Source organism: Butyricicoccus faecihominis (assembly GCF_014648015.1).
Lineage (GTDB): Bacteria > Bacillota > Clostridia > Oscillospirales > Butyricicoccaceae > Agathobaculum > Agathobaculum butyriciproducens.
This window is the reverse complement of the sequence record NZ_BMQH01000019.1, coordinates 1-17,518: the sequence shown is the minus strand read 5'-3', so window position 1 is coordinate 17,518 and position 17,518 is coordinate 1. Positions and strand designations below refer to the sequence as shown.

The 17,518-nt window shown below is 51.7% G+C and carries 16 protein-coding genes; 10 read left to right on the top strand and 6 right to left on the bottom strand.

Annotated elements, in window-relative coordinates:
* Positions 1-113: 113 nt before the first annotated feature.
* Positions 114-620 carry a sulfite exporter TauE/SafE family protein gene (locus IEY11_RS13830; protein ID WP_308744483.1) on the bottom strand — a complete coding sequence of 169 codons (507 nt, stop codon included), beginning with the start codon at positions 618-620 and terminating at the stop codon, positions 114-116.
* A gap of 18 nt (positions 621-638) precedes the next feature.
* Positions 639-947 carry a plasmid mobilization protein gene (locus IEY11_RS13825; RefSeq protein WP_118286211.1) on the bottom strand — a complete coding sequence of 103 codons (309 nt, stop codon included), beginning with the start codon at positions 945-947 and terminating at the stop codon, positions 639-641.
* A 66-nt stretch (positions 948-1,013) separates the two neighbouring features.
* On the opposite strand from IEY11_RS13825, the gene IEY11_RS13820 reads away from it, so the two are divergent.
* The gene (locus IEY11_RS13820) at positions 1,014-1,175 is read left to right on the top strand and encodes a hypothetical protein (protein WP_158574459.1); all 162 of its coding nucleotides are present in this window, start codon (positions 1,014-1,016) and stop codon (positions 1,173-1,175) included.
* Here IEY11_RS13820 and IEY11_RS13815 read toward each other — a convergent pair.
* Positions 1,162-2,376: a DNA topoisomerase I gene (locus IEY11_RS13815; protein WP_188886843.1), complete on the bottom strand. Its 1,215-nt coding sequence runs from the start codon at positions 2,374-2,376 to the stop codon at positions 1,162-1,164. The genes IEY11_RS13820 and IEY11_RS13815 overlap by 14 nt on opposite strands.
* 1,422 nt (positions 2,377-3,798) lie before the next feature.
* Between IEY11_RS13815 and IEY11_RS13810 the strand changes: the two genes are divergently transcribed.
* The 3 genes from IEY11_RS13810 to IEY11_RS13800 all read left to right on the top strand — a co-directional run bounded on the left by IEY11_RS13810 (position 3,799) and on the right by IEY11_RS13800 (position 6,475).
* Positions 3,799-4,989 carry a hypothetical protein gene (locus IEY11_RS13810; protein WP_188886842.1) on the top strand — a complete coding sequence of 397 codons (1,191 nt, stop codon included), beginning with the start codon at positions 3,799-3,801 and terminating at the stop codon, positions 4,987-4,989.
* A 431-nt stretch (positions 4,990-5,420) separates the two neighbouring features.
* Positions 5,421-6,236 carry a ParA family protein gene (locus IEY11_RS13805; protein WP_188886841.1) on the top strand — a complete coding sequence of 272 codons (816 nt, stop codon included), beginning with the start codon at positions 5,421-5,423 and terminating at the stop codon, positions 6,234-6,236.
* Entirely contained in the window at positions 6,236-6,475 is a 240-nt protein-coding gene (locus IEY11_RS13800; RefSeq protein ID WP_117491941.1) for a hypothetical protein, read from the top strand. The genes IEY11_RS13805 and IEY11_RS13800 overlap by 1 nt, the downstream gene beginning before the upstream one ends.
* Positions 6,476-6,999: 524 nt before the next feature.
* Here IEY11_RS13800 and IEY11_RS13795 read toward each other — a convergent pair.
* Entirely contained in the window at positions 7,000-8,349 is a 1,350-nt protein-coding gene (locus IEY11_RS13795; RefSeq protein WP_188886840.1) for an ATP-binding protein, read from the bottom strand.
* A 310-nt stretch (positions 8,350-8,659) separates the two neighbouring features.
* Here IEY11_RS13795 and IEY11_RS13790 point away from each other — a divergent pair, with 310 nt between their 5' ends.
* Entirely contained in the window at positions 8,660-9,232 is a 573-nt protein-coding gene (locus tag IEY11_RS13790; RefSeq protein WP_188886839.1) for a recombinase family protein, read from the top strand.
* Positions 9,233-9,575: 343 nt separating this feature from the next.
* On the opposite strand, the gene IEY11_RS13785 is transcribed toward IEY11_RS13790, so the two are convergent.
* Together IEY11_RS13785 and IEY11_RS13780 are read right to left on the bottom strand one after the other, a co-directional pair.
* On the bottom strand, positions 9,576-10,367 hold the full coding sequence (locus tag IEY11_RS13785; protein WP_188886838.1) for a helix-turn-helix domain-containing protein: 792 nt from the start codon (positions 10,365-10,367) through the stop codon (positions 9,576-9,578).
* Positions 10,368-10,385: 18 nt separating this feature from the next.
* The gene (locus IEY11_RS13780) at positions 10,386-11,432 is read right to left on the bottom strand and encodes a LacI family DNA-binding transcriptional regulator (protein ID WP_188886837.1); all 1,047 of its coding nucleotides are present in this window, start codon (positions 11,430-11,432) and stop codon (positions 10,386-10,388) included.
* 551 nt (positions 11,433-11,983) lie between these two features.
* Between IEY11_RS13780 and IEY11_RS13775 the strand changes: the two genes are divergently transcribed.
* The 5 genes from IEY11_RS13775 to IEY11_RS13755 all read left to right on the top strand — a co-directional run.
* Positions 11,984-13,003, top strand: a complete 1,020-nt coding sequence (locus IEY11_RS13775) for a sugar ABC transporter substrate-binding protein (RefSeq protein WP_188886836.1) — start codon at positions 11,984-11,986, stop codon at positions 13,001-13,003.
* Between the two features lie 100 nt (positions 13,004-13,103).
* Positions 13,104-14,591, top strand: a complete 1,488-nt coding sequence (locus tag IEY11_RS13770; RefSeq protein WP_117491890.1) for a sugar ABC transporter ATP-binding protein — start codon at positions 13,104-13,106, stop codon at positions 14,589-14,591.
* Positions 14,592-14,608: 17 nt separating this feature from the next.
* A complete protein-coding gene (locus tag IEY11_RS13765) occupies positions 14,609-15,595 on the top strand; it encodes an ABC transporter permease (RefSeq protein WP_117491888.1) in 987 nt (328 codons plus the stop codon).
* Positions 15,596-15,734: 139 nt separating this feature from the next.
* On the top strand, positions 15,735-16,751 hold the full coding sequence (locus IEY11_RS13760; RefSeq protein ID WP_188886835.1) for a Gfo/Idh/MocA family protein: 1,017 nt from the start codon (positions 15,735-15,737) through the stop codon (positions 16,749-16,751).
* A 138-nt stretch (positions 16,752-16,889) separates the two neighbouring features.
* A partial coding sequence (locus IEY11_RS13755; RefSeq protein ID WP_188886834.1) for a sugar phosphate isomerase/epimerase family protein occupies positions 16,890-17,518 on the top strand: 629 nt, incomplete at its 3' end.

The window sequence follows — 17,518 nt, the reverse complement described above, 5'->3', positions numbered from 1 at the left end:
ACTGTGACAGTCTGATTTGCAGATGAAAAAGACCTGCCGCCTGTGAATGAAACTGCCTTCCGGCAAGACCATATTTTTCAGATGTATATCAAGTTCACAGATAGTAAATCTTTTTATGTTCGGAACAGCAGCGCTTTCACGAGAATGCTGATACCACCGATGATAAAGACGATGATAACCGCCTTCTTCGCGCGTTTCTCATCAATGCGGCGGTCGATCCGGCCACCGATAGCGAGACCGATGATCGCCGCCGGGACAGAGATCGCGGTAATCTGCAAGGTGAAAACTGAGAACATACCGTTGTACAGATAGGTGATCGTGCGAAAAATGTTTTCGATCAGAAACACAAAACAGACATTTGTGCGGAACTGCTGACGGTTTTCGGCAATGCGCTCCATATAGGCGAGAAACAGCAGATTGATGCCGAACAGTCCCGCCATAAAGCCAGATGCGAACGAGATAAGCGTTCGTGCCAGCGCGTTCGGGCGGTGCGGTTTAGCACGGCCGCGCGTTGCCATTTCGATACCCAGTCCGATGATGAACACGCCGAGCAGCGCTTTGATGATCCACGGAGAGCCGAGCTTAAGAAACAGCGTGCCGGGAACGACGCCGAACATGATGCAGACCGCGACCGCTTTTTATCTCAACTTTGCAAATTCTTCTTCGATCTTCTCAAGCTGCCCGGAAATCTTTTTGAGCGTTTGCGTATCAACGTTGCCGGAGATGTGCGCAAGCCGCGCCATTTGATTGATATTCACAGCGATGCCCTGCAGCTTCCGCCGCATGTCATGCTGAACATCTTGGTCAATCATCTTGATCTCTCTATTTTCGATCAGCAGACGGAAATACTCCGCCATTGTCAGGTCGCTTCTGTGGATTTTTCTCTTTAACATGAGCAGTTCTTCATCATCCAAACGCACAATGATCTGATGATTGCGTTTTCTCATTTTTCATTTTCTCCTTGTCGTGGCTATTCGGGGTTTCAGGGGAAATTCCACTAAGGAAACAGGTTTGTGGCTATCCAAAACCTTATGCTTGCGGAATCTTTAACCTTTAGTATAGTAAAGCACATTTCTGTTTGCCATACAGATGCTGTTTTCTTGCTTTTTTCTTCTCTAACTGCTGCTGCAGACCGTGAAAAATTTTCACAGGTACGATACTCTATTTCTGAATAAACCGGCGCTCCGATACAGGCTTCCGATCACAGATTTTGCAGGTTCCGAGGTTCACACTGCCGCGTCCACCATAAGACGAAAACGCTGTCGTTTTGTCCACCCGGCCGCAGTACCGGCATTTAACCCAGCGGTTTCCGTCCGGGTCAATGACCTGCGTTTCCTGCTGATTAAGCTGCTCCGCAAGCGTCTGCCGAAACGCTTCTTCTCTCTGTTTTTTCTGCGCGCGGCGGCCGGCCTCTTCCTTCTCGTGAACCAGTTTTTCCATCGCGCGCTGCCGCTCACTTTTCGTATTCTGCGGTCTGCGGACCGGCAGCGTCTGCGTTCGTTTTGGCCGCTGCTTTTGCTCGCGCTCTGGACGCTCAAGCAGCTCTTTCATCTGCTGTTCTCGCCGTATTTTTTCCTGCTGTACCTCGCGCTCAAACTCGCTTTTTTTCCATTCACACAGAGCAGCCAGTGGCGCGTTTTGATAGAGCAGCCGTCCGTACTCGCTGATCGAAAATTCACGCAGCGCGCCTGCTGCAAACTCGATCTCACGCCACAGACCGGTACAGTCCTGCGCGTAGAAAACCACAGACAGCTTCGCCGTGGAATACTCCATCTCCTCGACGTCCAGCAGCAGACAATATCCCTGCCGCTCCTGCACTTTCATCAATGCTTCCGGATACTGACCGTTGCCACAGCTGTTCAACGCATCAACAATATAAATCAATCGAATACCGCTGCTGTTCGCACGGAGAATTTCCATCTTCTCGTCTGACAGATTCGCGCGGTTACAGCTGTAACTAACCGCAAGTTTGCTCGTCCGCGACACAAACGAAAACTCGTATTTCCGCGCCGTGTCTCCGACCAGACAGATGGGAACCCGCGTTTCCACATCGGGCACGTTCAGCTTTTCATCCAGCCAGCATTTCAGCACGATCTTGGAATAGATTGAGTGCGGTCTCTCGGTCTCAGCAGTGCACTCGTGCTGTCTGGCGCTGTCCTTCAGACGGAAATGCTGTGCGCGCAGGTTTCTGTCTCCAGCAACGAGAATAAGGTTTGCACCGCAGCCGCATGGACAAAACAGCTCACCTTTGCGGCTTCTAGTGCGAAGCGCGGACAGCTTGTCCGGAATATTGATCTGCTTTCCGTCAATGACTGTGAAAATACTCTCAATGCCGATGTATTTTCCGTCGCATAGGCAAACCGATCTTTGTACCATTTCGCTGCTCCTTTCGGTTATATTGTGAAAAAAGAACCTTTTCTTCTAATAGGCTCTCAATTCAAAGTTTTAGCGTTAAACAGTTATAAATTTGTAACTTTATAACTTTATGTAGTCTTACCCAAATAGAAAAGCTCCGGTGCAGAAACACCGGAGCTTTTCTCGTGCCCCATGGACACTTTCACCATTTCTTATTAAGAGTATACTGCATAGCCGCAATCATTGCAACCATATTCGACATTCCTTGCTGCAATCCGACATCCATGGTATACTGTACAGGCTACCACCCCCATACAGGTAGAGGAAGGGGGTGTTCCAGTATGGAAATTCTCTCATCTTTTGTTATCTCTGTTGTGGCAGGTGTAATCGCCAATTACATCTGTAAATGGTTGGACGGAGATAAATAATCGGTAGCCAGCCTCAGGCCTAAGCCACCTGCTACAAAACGGAATAGAAAATCCCCCAGAGGTTGCGTCTCTGGGGGATTTTTGTGTCCAGTATGGACACTCTCATCTTTTGGCCTACTGATAGTATACCGCATATCAGTAGGCTTTGCAAGTATATCCGAATCAGAAAGTCTTATTCCGAGAAGTCAAACATCTGCTCCCCTACTGTACCTATATTCGGCTTTCCTTGCTGCAATCCGACATCCATGGTATACTGTACAGGCTACCACCCCCATACAGGTAGAGGAAGGGGGTGTTCAGCATGGATTGGCTGATTTCCTTTATACTCTCTGTTGCGGCAAGCGTAGTAGCCTACTACATCTGCAAATGGATGGACAGAAAGTAAGCTGGTAGCCATCCTCAGGTTTGATCTGCCTGCTCCCAAACGATAAGAAAAGCCCCGGAGTCGTGACCTCCGGGGCTTTTCGCTGTTCAGTATGGATATACTGATTTCCTTTTGCCTACCGATAGTATACCGCATATCAGGCGGCATTGCAAGTATATCCGGAAAACCCGGATTCATTCCAAAAAAACCAACTCTTCCGAGTATTTTTCAACTTCACCTGATTAAGATTGACATTCCTTATTTTCCATGGTATTCTTAATTACAGGAAAAACAAAAGAGCCGATGCCTAGGAAACATCAGCTCTTTGATAAACGGTATCCGCCACTTGGTGCGACCAACACCAGCGGGCGGTAAGATCTCACTAGCCTGAGACCAGTAACGCGCCAAATGGCGCATACCGCTTACTGTATAATCATTATACATTCAACAAGCGGTTATGTCAATAAGACGCGCGTTTTTCGACAAAAATCAATTTTTCTGCTTAACACGGCACATTTTACTTGTGCAACATTACGAATTTTCGATTTTTGATACGAATTTAGACATGGTTTTTCAATCGTCTGGTGTGAGAGCATCAGACGATTTTTTGTTTCTTCTGCAAAAATCGACCATCGGAAAGGAGGGAAAGCAATGTCCGCAGCCGGCTACACGACAATCTACAACGAAGTTCTGCGCGACAGAACGCTTTCCCTCGAGGCGAAGGGTCTGTTTGCCGTCATCAAGTCTTTTGTCGGCCTGCCGGATTTCGCGCTCAGCAAGCGCCGTCTCGGCTATGCCTGCTCGGACAGCGGCTATCTGCTGAACGCGGCGTGGAAGGAGCTCAAGCAAAAGGGATACCTGCAGCACTATTTTTCCCAGGCGGAAAATGGTGCGTTCTGTCATGTCTACAACCTGATGCAGCACCCGTCCGAGCCGGTGGACTTCGTCTATTCCCCGTCCATCGACCGCCCGAACGGTGATGTTGCCTGCATTTCCGACGCCCAGCGCGACTACACCAACATTTCCACCTCGGTCCTGCGCGACAAGACCATTTCCCTTGCCAGCAAGGGACTGTTCGCCCTCGTCAGCCATCTGATGAAGATTCCCGACTTCGTTCTCCGTCCCGAGGGAATCCGTGCGTTCTGCATGGAGAAAGTAAAACATTTCTCGACGCTCTGGAAGCGCTTCAAGATTTCCGGCCTGCTCAAGCAGCACCGTTTCCCTTCCGGTCAGGAGAATCACTGGACCTACGAATATAAGCTCTGCGAGACGCCCGATCTGGAAACGCCGTACCTGACCAACTACCACATCGACGGCTCTGTCTCCACCGTAGCCACGATCGACGGCTTCCTTGCGAAGATCAAAACGCAGGTTTCCCGCATCCGTAAAAACGTGTGTGTTAACCAAAAGGACAAGCCGCGTGCCGTCCGCCGCAGGCTGCGCAGGCAGATCGAGCAGCAGATCAACGCCGACGCGCTCCGCCGTCAGTTCGGCAGCGAGCTGACCGGAACGGTCGTAACGGCAGTCTGCAACATCAAGTACGCAGACAAGCTGTTCATCAAGGGCGCTGCGGTCACGCAGGAGCATCGCGAGCAGATCTCCCGCCGTATTTCTCAGGAAAGCATGGAACGCTTTCTGAACAGCGTCACGATCGACTTCGGCCGCATCGAAAACCCGGTTGCATACTTACAGACTTCCCTGTATACCTACCATCAGAAGCTGCTGCAGCCTTCGCAGGCCGAGCCAGTCAGCACCGGCACACCCGAGCAGCCGCTGGCCGACTGGGAACTGGAGTGGCTTGAGCGCGTAAAAGCAAAACGCCATTCGCAGGAAACCGAATAACCTTTTAAGCCATGATTGACCTCATGGCTTATGGTCGTGCCCGGAAAATCATATTTCCATCCCCAAACACCGATGACGGCAGAAAAGCCGTCATTTTTCTTTGTCTGCCATACCATTACCCTGATTTTACAGGGTACTCTGTTTACAGGCAGTATGCTGAAAGACAAGATGCTTTTTGAGCAGATGCAAAACAGGCTGATATAGTAAAATCCTTACCTACTAAAACTTCTTTATTCAAACTTCACTACTCAATCTTCCTGACAGAAAAGGAGAGAAAAGAGTGAGAAATACACGATCTGAATGAATCTCTGAACATATAGAAAGAGATAACGTTATAAAGTTACACAGTCTTGACGTTATAACTGCACAGGTATATAATAAGAATAACGTTAAACAGTTATAACTTTATAAAGTTGAAAGAGGTGGAGAACATGTCTGCGATATTTGCACTGGCCAACCAGAAAGGCGGCGTTGCGAAAACCACAACGACAGGCACACTGGCGGCCGGTCTGAAAAAGCAGGGCTTCAGCGTGCTGACGATCGACTGCGACCCGCAGGGCAATCTGTCGATGTCGGTAGCTGCCGAAAATCAGGACAGCGCAACCATGTACGAGGTCATGAAGGGCACGGTCTCGGCGCGGGAGGCCATCCAGCACACACCCAGCTGCGATATCATTCCGGCGAACACTATCCTTGCGGGCATTGAGCAGGAGCTGCACAATGTCGGCAAAGAGATGACGCTTCGCGAGAAGCTGCGGGATGAGCAGACCGGCGTTGCGGAAGAATACGATTACATTCTTATCGACTGTCCGCCGTCGCTTGGTCTGCTGACCGTGAACGCCCTGACCGCTGCCGACTATCTGCTCATCCCGACCATGGCGGAGACCTTTGCAGCGTCCGGCATCACCCAGCTGTATGATACTTACAAGTCGGTGAAGAAATACACCAATCCGGCTCTCAGGATCGACGGCGTGCTGCTCACGCGCACCGAGCGCACCCGCGTCACCAAGACCATTCAGGAGCTGACCGAGAAGATCGCGGACTACATGGGCGCGGATGTTTACCGCACGACCATCCGCAGTAACGTGATCATCAAGGAAGCGCAGGCTGTGCAGGAGAACGTGTTCGACTACATCGAGAGCAAGGCACAGACCAAGGGCGAGCGCGTTTCCGAGGCCAGCCGGAATTTTGTGAATGACTGTCTGAATTTCGTCAAGGAGTTTGTGGAGAAGGAGAGGGAACAGTAATGGCAAGACTCAGCGCAGAGGAAATGTTTAAGAATATGATCGGCCGCAAGGACGAGGAGCCGCAGCCGGCACAGGAAACCGCTGCCGCGCCGACTGCGGAAAAGAAGAAAGCCTCCACCGTGCAGGTGACCGTGCGTCTGCGCCCGGAGCAGCATAAGCAGCTCAAGGCGGCAGCCTTCCACCGCGACTGCGATATGTCCGAGCTGGTACGGCAGGCACTCGATCAGTTTTTTGCGTAACGTTGTAAAGTTGTAACGTTAGAACTTTATATGCAAGAAATTCCGACAAAATAAGGCATATTTTGTCGGAATTTTGTGTTTTATAAAATATTTATCTAAATAAAAGTTATAACTTTACAACGTTATAAAGTTATATACTATTGATTTACAGCGTCACATCCACCTTCCATCTCATACGTTAGAACGATTTATATTCGGATTAGACGGATAGAATATAGGGTATGGTTCCGAGGAGATTTATGTTATTTGCTTAGACTCAAACTGTAGACGAGATAGCGGTCAGTTGACACTCTCGGTATTTGAAGCGGTAAGCGATTTGGCATCTGACAGCGGGGCGTTTACCATCAACCCGACCGCTCTCACTGTGACGCCGAACCAGCACTGCACCAGAGCGCAGATTATGACGTTTCTATATCGGCTGTAAGGCAGCAAATAAGTAATGAAAAAAGGAGAAACTGCGGTTGCAGCTTCTCCTTTTTTATGCTGGTCAGAATGTAAAGTTATAAAGTTACAACGTCACAAAGTTACAACTTTTCGCTCTGCTCACCCGCCAGATACCGTTTGAGCAGAAACGCGCAAAAGTACGGGAATGTATAAATATCGTCACTAAACCCGATATTTCCGGCGGTAAATTTGATGCCATAGTGAATATCCTCATACTTATCACTGGTGATGAGCGTGCGCAGAGACTTCGCCGTGCCTCTCTGGGCCTTGACCTCGACAGGAATGAGCGCGGATGCCGTGCGGACGAAGAAATCCTGCTCGAGCGTGGAATCCTCGCGCTTGTAGTAATACAGCTGATACCCGGCCTTGACGAGCGCCTCACCGACCACATTCTCATACAGTGCGCCCTTGTACACGCCGAGGTTTTTGTTGGCGCGCAAGTCCTCCTGCGCCTCCTCATCGAGCATGGCCACAAGCAGGCCGCTGTCCGCAAAATACAGCTTGTACTTTGTCTCGTCGTAATTGCCCTTGAGCGGCAGTTCCGGGAAATTCAGGCAGTAGCAGATGTTGACCATGCCGGCATCGTTCAGCCACTCAATGCAGCCGCGGTAATCGCGGAAACGCGCACCGGAGGCGACCTTGGAAATCTGGAATTTCTTGTTGTCCTTGGCAAGCTGGACCGGGATGTGCTGAAACACGTTCAAAATGCGGGTCTGGTCCATGCCGTCCGCGTATTTGCGGATATCCTCCTTGTAGTCCGCGATAAGCTGGCGCTGGGTTTCGAGTGAGCCTTCAAACGTGCCCTTTTCGATGAATTCGCGGACAACGGCAGGCATGCCGCCGAGAATGCAGTAGTTAAGGAACAGCTCGCCGCAGACCGACATTTCCAGTTTGTTAAACGGCGTCAGCGTGCACATGTGCGTCAGCATATCGTCAATAAAGGCATCGTCGTAGCCGCCGGCCCACAAAAATTCCTCAAAATCCAGTGAGAACATTTCGTAATCGGTCTTGTAGCCGACGCTGTTGCTCTCAATTTTACGGTAGTTGAGACCGAGCATGGAACCGCTGCAAATGACGTCGAACCGGCCGTCGATTTTGAAGAATTTGAGCGCGGTCGCAATGTCGGGAAACTCCTGCAGTTCGTCAAAGAAAATCAGGGTTTCACCCTCAATAAACCGCTTAGACGGGTCGATACGCGAGATATTTTTGATGATATCCGCCGCTTTGTAGCCGTCCGCGGTGATCATTTTGTACTTTGGCTCCTCCACGAAATTGATCGTGATAACGCTCGTGTAGTTCTCTGCGGCAAAGCGCTGAATGGATTCGGTCTTGCCGACCTGCCGCGGCCCTTTGACGATAAGCGGCTTTTTATCCGGATTTGCTTTCCATTCCGACAGAAAAGCGTCGATTTTGCGTTTTAGATAAAGCATTTGGGTTCACCTCTTATGAGGGTATTATACCCCGACAGAGGAAGAAATGCAATTATCTGCACAAAATTAAAGGGAGAATTTTCGATTGATTCACATTTTATGAGCGAGTTATTACGGTTAAATCACATTTTAAGGTTTTGCTGCCGTGAGGCAGAGGATGTGCAGCATCGGTTGAGTTGGTGCCGGTCTGTCTCAAAACCTTCAAGTATTGCCACCGGTTGCAAAACTCGGCGTCATAAGTTATAATAGAGGTATCAAAACCTATATTCAAAACTCGTGGTGTCAAAACCGGGAAAACGGGGGAATTTACATGATATTCGGCTACGCGAGAGTATCCACCAAAACGCAGGCGCGCGACGGCAACAGTCTGGAGGCGCAGCAGGCGGCGCTGACGGCGGCGGGCGCGGAAAAAATCTATACGGACACCTTCACCGGCACGAAGATCGAGCGCCCGGAGTTCGACAGGCTGCGGGCGCAGCTGCGGCGCGGCGATGTGCTCATCGTGACAAAGCTCGACCGCCTCGCGCGGTCGGTGTCGCAGGCGTCCGGCCTCATCACCGAGATGATCGACGAGGGCATTACCATCAACGTATTGAACCTCGGCATCCTGTCCAACGACTCGGTCAACACGCTGCTGCGCAACGTGCTGCTGTCGTTCGCGCAGTTCGAGCGCGACATGATCGTGCAGCGCACGCAGGAGGGCAAGGCGGTCGCGCGCGCGACCGACCCGAATTTCCGTGAGGGCCGCCCGCCTAAATTCGATGCCGAGCAGCTCGACCACGCAATGACGCTGCTCGCGGACCATTCCTACGCGCAGGTCGTCAAGCTGACCGGCATCAGCAAGTCCACGCTCATCCGGGAGAAGAAACGGCGGCAGGCGTGATGCCGCACGGCGCTATATACAATAAGATATCTGTGCGGAGCAACGCAGACAAAACAACCGAGCGGCTGAAAATGCAGTCGCTCGGTTGTTTTGCGTATGATGCAGAGGTTTCCGCCGTCTTGATTATTTAGACCACGGAAACCGGATCGGAACCGGAAACCAGGGGTTGTGTCTTGTGCAGGTAACAGTAATGAACCGGATAAAATTTTCCAGGATACCGAAACGCTTGACGTAGACCCAAGTATTTAACGGACATCCGCGGCTGCGAGCACCTCCAGCATGGCAGCGTACTGCGTAGACCAGATCTCCATCGGGTCCTGCTCGATCCCGTAAAGTCGTTTCCTCAAGCCAGCATATCCGGGCGTTCGCCAATGACCTCGCGGTATCGAACTGGCGATACCCCCACCAGACGCTTGAACATCCGGTAAAAGTAATTGCGGTTGATCATGCTGACCCGACCGCCAATATCGCCCGCACTGTCCTCCGTTGTGCGGAGCAGATGCTGCGCTTCCCCGATCCGGCGGCGCACCATATACTGAATGGGCGGCAGGCCGAACTGCGCCTTGAACATATGGATCATGTGGCTGGTCGAAACGTGAAACCGATTGGTCAGCTCGGTCAGCGAAAGCTCATCGGCAAAGCACAGGTTCAAATGCTGCAATACCTCGGTTGCAAGCGAGAATGCGGCATCCGGCGCACACAGCTCGAAGCCATGCGCCATAGGCGCCATCTGCATCAGCAGCGCATCTAAAAGCGGTGTCCGGGCGGTAGCCGTGGTCTGTTCCGAGTAGAGCAGCTGCAGCAACGTCCATGCCGGTGTTCCCTGTAACTGCGGAAACTCAAACATCGCCTGTCCGTCATCCGCGGCGGAAAATTCCAGCATCAGACAGGGTGCCTGTACGAACGGCAGCTCGTGACAGACATTCGGCGGCAGCAGCAGCGCGCCGCCGGGTTTGATCGGCAGACAACGGTGCTCGGTCCGCAGAATGATCTTCTCCCCGTCCGCAGCAAGCGAAACAAACAGCACCCAATCCTCCGAGGCGCAAGGCAGATAGTTGCCGCCCTTATCCTGCGGATGAATCACACATTGCTGCGTTAGTCTGACACGGCGAAATGCCGGAAGCGGAACAGACATAATACCTCCTGACCCGGATTAAAGCAAATTTTCGATATTGTGTCGCAGCAGCACCCGAATATCGGTATGGTAAAACTCCTTCGGCGGCTGCTGTTTGAGTTGAATGTAATCAGCCAACAGGGACAGCGGCAGTGCGCCCTGCTGCACCGCATCCTGTCCGATGACAAAATCCGCAACACCGCGCCGAAGCTCGTACAGGTTGGCGGGGATCTCATCGTGCATGATCAGGTGCACCCCTCGTGCGCGGCCGGAATCGACCAGCGCACTGCATACGCCCGCATAACCCGGTGTGATCGCGTAGATACCGGTCAGATCGGGAACCTCCTGCAGCAGACGGAGCGTATGCTCGTAAACCACATTGCTGTCATCGTTCGGCAGCATGACATCCCGCAGCTGAAGCGACGAATCGGGGGTAAGCAGCTCCTCCTTAAAGCCCTTCAGACGTTCGCGGTACGCACTGTGATACATACAGGGCGCACTGATCGTAGCCACCGTGCCGCTCTCCCGCGCCACCAGACGCATCAGCTCGGCCACTGTACGGCCGGAAGAAAGGTTTTCCTGCCCAACATAGCACAGCCGACGGATGTTGGGAAGATCGGTGTTAAACGTAACGACCGGTATTCCGCGTTGGTCGATCAGCTCGTTGATCTTGGTTTCGACCAGCAGACAGTCGAGCGGCGTGATCGCCAGCGCACTGATATGATGCTGCTCGACCAGCTCCTCGATCATCGAGACCTGTTCGACCGGATCGAGCGAGGGCGACAGCCGGAAGATGACCTCCACGCTGAACGCGGCCAGACGGCGGGCTTCGCGCCGGGCGGCATCCAGAACGATCTGCATGAACGGGGTCTGCACCGAAAACATGATCACGCCGATGCGAATCGGATGCGATGTGCGGGACAGTGCCAGTCCGGCACGGTTGGGGGTGTAGCCATATTCGTTGGCTACCGCCTTGATCCGCTCCGCCACCGCAGGGCGAACATTTCCTTTATTATGGAGTGCCCGATCGACTGTACCGCGGGACACACCGCAAATCTCAGCAATTTGATTCAGGGTAATTGCCATATGATATCACCTCTGTCAGAACGGTTCTTTCCCGTTTTTATAGTTAAAGCATAACATAATACCCCTAATAAGTCTATATCTAAAGTGAATAAAGCGGTATTCACAATATTGTGCACGTGTACGGATTCTGCTCATTCGAGCCGTGCACGCAAAAATGCACTCTTTTCCGGACCTTCCGTGTTTTGTTCATATTTTTGTACAATGTATCTTCTGTAAACGCCATAAAACGAGCAAAACACGTGAAATCAGAAACGAATACCGAGTTGTTACGAGATTGAACTAACAGTCAGATCCCGCATCTGAGGCGGGTAGTTTTGCATAAGCGATTCCCCCGCTCTGTCGTGCAAAGCCTATAAAATCACAATTTTGTGCAGACAGAATCACCAGTTTTCTCAAGATTCATCTGTGCGGTTTGGTGAAAATTCAAAAAGCCGGTTGACGCACATCGAAAAAGAGTGTAAAACTAAATCAAGGCAAGCGTAAATCGCATTTTTCCAAAATGTGAACGTATACGGCTAAGAAAAAAGTTGAGAAAGATGAGGTAAAAGCAAATGAAAAAAAGACTTTTCGCAGGATTGATTGCATCGGCAATGATGGCATCCATGCTGGCAGGCTGCGGCGGCAGTTCTGATTCGAATGGCAACGCACAGGGTGGAGACAAGGCATCGGGCGATGGCTATAGCATGACGCTGATTATGTCGCTGCGTGATGAGTTCCTGAGCACGTTGGAAGCTGGCTCAAAGTCGGCGGCTGATGAGCTTGGCGTTACGCTCGCTTCGCAGGACGCACAGAACGATACCGGCAAGATGCTCCAGTTTATCGAATCTGCTAAAAATGCAGGCGATGACGCAGTGCTGATCAATCTGGTAGATGCCGCAACGGCACAGCAGTGCATCGAGGCTGCCGGTGATATGAAGGTTGTTTTCGTTAACCGCGCACCGTCCGATACCAGCGTTCTGGAAGCAGGCAAGTCCGTAGCGGTTGTTTCCAATGAGAACACCTCCGGTTACTATCAGGGTGAATTTTTGGCTAATTACTTCAAGGATAAGGGCAAGACCGAGATTAAGTATCTGATGCTGCAGGGCACGCTGGGTCTGGTACATACTGAACAGCGCTCCGCTTCCGTACTGAAGGCATTGGAGGACAATGGCATCAAGGCAACGCAGGCGGCGGCTCCGCTGGTTGCAGATTATGACCGTGCAAACGCAATGGACATGATTTCTCCGCTGCTGGGCAACACCGAATTTGACTGCATCATCGCGAACAACGATGCGATGGCACTTGGTGCGGTAGAGGCGCTGAAGGCTAAGGGCATGGATCCGACTTCGATCCCGATCGTTGGCATCGATGCAACGGTAGATGGTATTCAGGCAATCAAGGATGGTACGCTCGCGATGACCGTATTCCAGGATGCCAACGGTCAGGGCTATGGCGCTGTGAAGGCTGCAGTTAATCTGATCGAGGGCAAGGCAATCAACGATGGTACGGATTATGAAACCGATGAGACTGGCAATATTTGCTGGGTACCGTTCGAACCTGTTACCCCGGACAATGTAGCAGATTACGAATAAGCACACAGTCAGGAGGAAAGGGACATTGAAACGATGTCCCTTTCCTAAATCAAACAAGATAATGGGGTGAAAAGCAGTGAGCCAAGAATATATCCTCGAAATGACCGATATTGTCAAGGAATTCCCCGGTGTACGCGCACTGAAAGGCGTACAGCTCAAGGTGCGGCCCGGTACCGTTCATACGCTGATGGGCGAAAACGGCGCAGGCAAGTCTACCTTGATGAAATGTCTAATCGGCATTCATCCGCCTACATCCGGCAAGATTGTATTTGAAGGCAAGGAGATCCAGTTCAAAAATACGCTTGAGGCACTGAATTCCGGCATTTCCATGATCCATCAGGAGCTGTCTCCGGTTCCCGAGCGCAGCGTTTGCGAAAACCTGTGGCTGGGACGCGCACCGCGCAAGGGACTGATCATCGATCATAAAAAAATGCGGCAGGACAGCATTGAGCTGTTCAACAAGCTGAATCTGGACGTTGATCCGGATGAGAAGATGGGTAACCTGACCGTTGCAAAGATGCAGATGGTTGAGATTGCCAAGGCTGTATCCTATGACAGCCGTATTGTTATCATGGACGAGCCTACGTCCTCGCTAACCGATGCAGAGGTCGAGCATTTGTTTCGCATTATTGCAGAACTCAAGGAAAAAAATGTTGCTATCATTTATATCTCGCACAAAATGGACGAAATCTTCCGGATTTCGGACGATATCACGGTTTATCGCGACGGCGAATACATCGCTACGGATCGCGCGGAAAACCTTAATGTAGACAAGGTTATTCAGTTGATGGTTGGACGCGAAGTGAACAACATGTTTCCCAAGGTAGAGTGTCCGATCGGGGAAACCATTCTTAAAGTGGAAAATTTGTCTGCCGGCCGCGCAGTTAAAAATGTTTCGTTTGAACTGCATCGTGGTGAAATTCTGGGTATGGCGGGTCTGGTCGGTGCGGGCCGCACCGAGACGGCGGAAGCAATCTTCGGCATGCGCCATATGACAGGCGGCAAAATCTATAAAGACGGTCAGGAACTGCACATCAAGTCTCCTGAGGATGCGATCGCCAACAAGATTGGCCTGCTCACAGAGGATCGGCGCGGCAACGGTATTGTCGGCTTGCTGAGCATTCAGGATAATACGGTGCTGGCAAACCTGAAAAAGTACGGATTCCCGCTGAATCATAAGAAAATGCGCGAAGACACCGAAGAATACGTTAAAAAACTCAACACCAAAACGCCGTCTATCGAAACGCCCATTCAGAATCTGTCGGGCGGCAATCAGCAGAAGGTGCTGGTTGGGCGCTGGCTGCTGACCAATCCGGATATTCTGATCGTTGACGAACCGACACGCGGTATTGATGTTGGTGCAAAGGCAGAGATTCATTCGCTTATCACAAAGCTTGCCGGTGAGGGTAAGGCCATTATCATGATTTCGAGTGAGCTGCCCGAGGTCATGGGTATGTCCGACCGTATCGTAGTTATGCACGAAGGCATTATGACCGCTATCCTGGATCGCAAAGACTTCTCGAGTGAGCTGATTCTCAAATATGCAACCAGCGAGATACCATATCAGCCTGCTGCGGATGAACAATAAGAAAGAAGGTACATGGTATGCAGAAAACATTTAATACGAAGAAATTCTTGTCCCAGAATTCAATCTGGCTGGTATTGATCGTGTTGGTCATCATTATGAGTATCGCACAGCCCAGCTTTTTCTCGGTGGATAACCTGCTGACACTGCTCTCCGGTGAGGCAGTCAAGGGTATCATGGCCTTTGGCGTTATGTTCGCAATCCTTTCTAAAGGTATCGACCTGACGATCGGCGCATCCGCTGCGTTAGTTGCGTGCATCACCGCTTCGCTCGTGCAGCCAGAAGGCTATGCAAATGCCATTCTGCCGGGTGTGGGCACTCTGCCAGCTCCGTTGGTTATCCTGATTGGTCTGGCACTTGGTGCAGGCATTGGCGCAATCTACGGCGCGATCATTGCTTATACCAAAATCCCGCCTTTTATCGCTACTCTCGGTGCACAGTTGATTTGCCGTGCAGGTGCTAAAATGTATACGAACCGTCCGGTTTCTAACCTGTCTGAGCAGTTCCGTTTCCTGGGTGCGTACCGTATTGGCGGCGTATTCCCAATCATCATCGTTGTTTTTTTCGTAATGTTCGCAATCTCGGCATTCCTGCTGACCCAGACACGCTTTGGTAAGAACGTATATGCTATCGGCGGCAACGATCAGGCGGCCCGCGTAGCTGGTATCAATGTTGAGAAGAACCTGATTCTGGTTTACATCTGGTGCTCGCTGTGTGCTGCTATCGCTGGTATGCTGCTGGCAGGCCGCGCAGGTTCGGCTGACCCGGCAAACTCCGGCCTGAACTACGAGCTGGACGCTATCGCTGCGGCTACCGTAGGCGGCACCTCCCACACCGGCGGTATCTGCCGCGTATCCGGTGTTCTGGCAGGTATCCTGATCCTTGGCGTTATCAATAACGGTCTGGTTATGCTGAAGGTAGACGATAACATGACCAACATTGTCAAGGGCGTTATCATTGTCGGTTCGGTTGTACTCGACATGCGCAAGAACGCAAAGCGCGCGTAAAACAGACACACACAATCTCTCTTCTCTTTCCGAGTTTTCAGGGGTCGCAGCAATGCTGCGGCTCCCGAATACTCGCACATAATCCGTTAGACTTGAACTCTGCCGTACAGCGGCATATTTTGAAAGGATGAGCTTTATCATGGAAAATCTGAACATTGCACTGATCGGCTGCGGCATGATCGGCCGTGAGCACATCGAGCGTATCCAGAACCGCATCCGCGGCGCACAGATTGTTGCCGTATGCGACGTATTTGAAGAAGGCGCAAAGAAGGGCGCTGAGATCGCCGGTGCCGGCACCAAGGTTTACACCGATTTCAACGAAGCAATCAACGATCCGGACGTAAACGCTGTTGTAGTTACCACCCCGGGTCAGTTCCACAAGGGTCCGGTTCTGGCAGCGATCAAGGCCGGCAAGCCGGTATTCTCCGAGAAGCCGCTGGCTAACACCGCTGCTGACGGCAAGGAGATCGTTGAGGCCGAGATGGCAGGCGGCAAGCACCTCGTACAGGTTGGCTTCATGCGCCGTTACGACCGCGGCTACCGTCAGGTCAAGGAGCTGATCGATTCCGGCAAGTTCGGTGCCCCCATGGTAATCAAGTGCACCCACCGTGCAGACGGCGTTGCCGATGACTACACCACCGCAATGGCTGTTACCGATACCGCAATCCACGAGATCGACGTTCTGCCGTGGCTGGTAAACGACGAGTGGGACGAGGTTCAGTGCATCATGCCGAAGACCAACAGCAAGGTTAAGAACGCGCTGAAGGACCCGCAGATCATGATCATGAAGACCAAGGGCGGCATCATCAACATGCTCGAGGTTAACGTAAACTGCGGCTTCGGCTACGACATCAACTGCGAGGTTGTATGTGAGAACGGCGTTGTAAACCTGCCGTGCCCGTCCTTCCCGACCGTTCGCTACGCTAACGAGGTTTCCACCAAGATCGAGGACAACTGGATCCTGCGCTTCATCGATTCTTACGATGTAGAGATTCAGGACTGGGTTGACCACGCACTCAAGGGTGAGACCGGCGGCTCCTCTGCTTGGGACGGCTACGTTGCTTCCATCACCGCTGACGCTCTGGTTAAGTCCCAGACCTCCGGTGTGCCGGAGAAGGTTGTTACCGGCGGCACCCCGAACTTCTACAAGAAGTAATCCACCTCATATTTTCTATTCATTGCTACTCACTCGCAAGGGTGGCAGAGCTTCCTGCTTTACTGCCCTTGCATATCACCTTAACCACTATACCGCGTTTTACAACGTGAAATTGATACGTTAAAAGGAGTTACTGCTATGAAAATCGGTTTTAACGAAGGCTGCAACCGTTTCTGCGAAAACCACTCCGTACTTGAAGACCTCGACCTGTGCGAGAAGTACGGCTTTGACTACATCGACATCCAGTCCGAGTGCCTCGACCGCGAGATCGCTGCCGGCAAGTACACCATCGATGATCTCGGCGCATGGTTCGCTGACCCGAAGCACCACCTGAAGATGCTGTCCTACAACGCTCTGATCTTCTTCAACATGAAGCAGACCCAGGAGGAAAAGGACGCCGTTATGGCAAAGCTGGATCAGATCATCGCAGACTGCAACAAGCTGGGCTGCAAGATGATCGTTGTTGTACCGTCCATGGATCTGACCGTTCCGGCTACCGTGGACGAGATCAAGGCTGATGCTGTTGCAGTCCTCAAGGAGATGGTAAAGAAGGTTGAGCCGCACGGCATCAAGCTGTCCATCGAGTTCTGCGGCGCACCGACCATGTCCATCAACCGCTTCGAGTACGCTTACGACATCGTTACTGAGGTGAATCATCCGCTGGTCGGCATCACCCTCGACCAGTACCACTTCCATGCAATGGCTTCCGAGTGGGCTGCTCTCGAGAAGGCTGACGGCAAGAAGATTTTCGTATGGCACCTGAACGG